General features: G+C 49.5%; 1 protein-coding gene. It reads right to left on the bottom strand.

Features of this window, described 5'->3' with window-relative positions; all coding sequences use genetic code 11:
* Positions 1 to 2468, bottom strand: a 2468-nt coding sequence (locus EGI32_RS10890) for a beta strand repeat-containing protein (protein WP_369681655.1), incomplete at both ends; no start/stop codon positions are given.

Genomic DNA, 2468 nt, shown 5'->3' on the forward strand with positions numbered 1-2468 from the left:
CTACAGGGAATAAACCTGTCCTGATAGCCGGAGTGATATTGGCATAAGATTGTAATGCCAGTTCAACGGTCGGGGTCTGATTCACAGTCAATGTAGCTTCCGCTGAGTTAACCGCTCCGCAAGGAACACCGGATACCACCACACGGTATTTGTAACCGTTATTCAATGTTGTAACGCTAGTAAGGGTAAGCGTATTGGTAGTAGCACCGCTGTAGATACCAGCGTTGGTAACATTTACATAAGGGCCGCCGTTCACGCTCACCTGCCATTGGTAAGTGATGGTAGAACCGGTTGCAGTTACAGCAAATGTGGCGTTATCGCCAGAACAGATACGTTTGTTCTGAGGCTGTGCGCTGATGTTTACCGGAGTATTTACGGTAAGGGTTGCTACAGCTGAATTCAATGAAGGAGTACATGTACCGCTCAATACAACACGGTATTTGTAACCGTTCATTGTTGCAGTAAGGTTGGTCAATGTAAGTGTAGCCGCAGTAGCACCGGTGATGTTGGCGAAGTTTGTTCCGCCATCAGTGCTTTGCTGCCATTGATATGTAAGGCCGGTTCCTGCTGCTGCAACAGTAAATGTACCGTTAACAGTGCCGGTTACTGGCAAACAGATAGAGAAATCTACAGGCTGAGTAGAGATCGTTACAGGAACGTTCACTGTCAGCAACACACAAGATGAAGTGACAGGTCCGCAAGCTCCACCTACGATCACCCTGTAAGCACCTGCGTTTGCAGTGGTTACGTTAGTGAGCGACAAGGTTGCTGCAGTCTGTCCGGCCAGGTTGGTAAATGTACCTGCGCAGGTCGCGGCATATTGCCATTGGTAAGTAAGTGCTGTTCCTGTTGCAGCTACGCTGAAGGTAGCAGTAGCGCCAGAACAAACTGTAGAAGCTGCAGGCTGTGTACCGATCGAAACCGGAGTATTCACAGTAAGAGTGGCAGCCGAAGAAGTGATGCCTGTAGGAGTACAGCTGAATACGATCACCCTGTACTGGTTGCCGTTTTGAGCAGCAGTAGCACCGGTAACTGTATAAGTAGTTCCTGTAGCACCAGGGATATCTACAAATGTCGGGGCTGCGATCGTGCTCACCTGCCATTGGTAGGTAAGGCTTGAACCGGTTGCCGCAACAGTGAAGGAAGCGTTAGCGCCTACGCAAACTGTAGTGCTTGCAGGAGCCGTTGTAATGGCTGCAGCATCACCTACAGTCAGGATAGCTGCTGCAGAAGTAACCGCAGGAAGACAGGTTCCCTGAACATTTACCCTGTATTGATAACCGCTTTGTGCAGCAGTAACACCAGTTACAGTGTAAGAAGAGGCAGTAGCACCGCTGATGTTCTGGAACGAAGTACCGTTATCGATACTCTGCTGCCATTGGTAACCAAGTCCTGCACCCGCAGCTGTTACAGAGAACACAGCGTTAGTACCGGCACATACGATGATAGATTGTGGCTGGCCGCTGATAGAAGGGCTGGCCTGTACTGTAAGCGTAGCAGCTGCTGATGTGGCAGAAGCACACTGTGTAGTTACGATCACCCTGTATTGGTTGCCGTTTTGAGCAGCAGTAGTAGCCGGAATAGTATAAGTTGCTGAAGTAGCACCTGCAATATCTGCAAAAGCAGGAGCAGCGATCGTACTCACCTGCCATTGGTAACCTGTTGGTGTACCGGTAGATGTTACGGTGAAGCTGGCAGCAGCTCCTGCACAAACTACCTGCGCTGCAGGGCCTGTAAGGGTTGGAGCTGTACCCGGAGATACTACAAAGCTAACTACCTGGGTCTGGTTGATAGCGCCCGATATACCTGTGATAGTAATATTATAAGTACCTGCAGAAAGAGTATTTACGTTATTCAATGTAACAACAGAGCTGTTACCTGGTGTAACAGGGTTTGTTCCGAAAGTAACGGTTGTACCGGCCGGAACTCCTGCTGTTGCAGACAGGTTGATCGGAGTGGTATAACCACCGAGTGAAGTTGTAGCCAAAGTTACAGCCGCAGTTGCTGGTCCGCCGCACGCTACAGTTGCAGGAGAAGGAGGAGTGAAACCGAATCCAGAAACCGGAGCAGTGATGGTGAAGTTGGTATTAGAAATATCGTAGAAGATATTTCCGATCGCTTCTACCTTGATCCTCGCTGTAGTGGTTGCTGTAGCAGGCATAGTAACCGGTTCAGAACCGTCATTAGCCGTACTTGCTGCAAGAACAGTCGGGAAGGTGAGGCCACCATCCGTTGAGATAGATATTTTTACGTTGGTAACGTTGAAAGGAGCAGCATTTGTTCCTACAACGTTCCAGGTTACAGTCTGTGTGGTATTACCTGCATAACTTTCGCCACCATTTGGTGAAGTAATGGCAAACGGCTGTGTACCTGAAGCAGTGATAATGATATCAGCTGTTCCCTGGCAACCGCTGCCGCTGCTTACAACACCGCCGCCACCTGCACGGTTATCCCTTACAGTCAGCCTG

The sequence above is a fragment of the Ferruginibacter sp. HRS2-29 genome (genome assembly GCF_024343615.1).
In the GTDB taxonomy this organism is placed as follows: Bacteria; Bacteroidota; Bacteroidia; order Chitinophagales; family Chitinophagaceae; genus Ferruginibacter.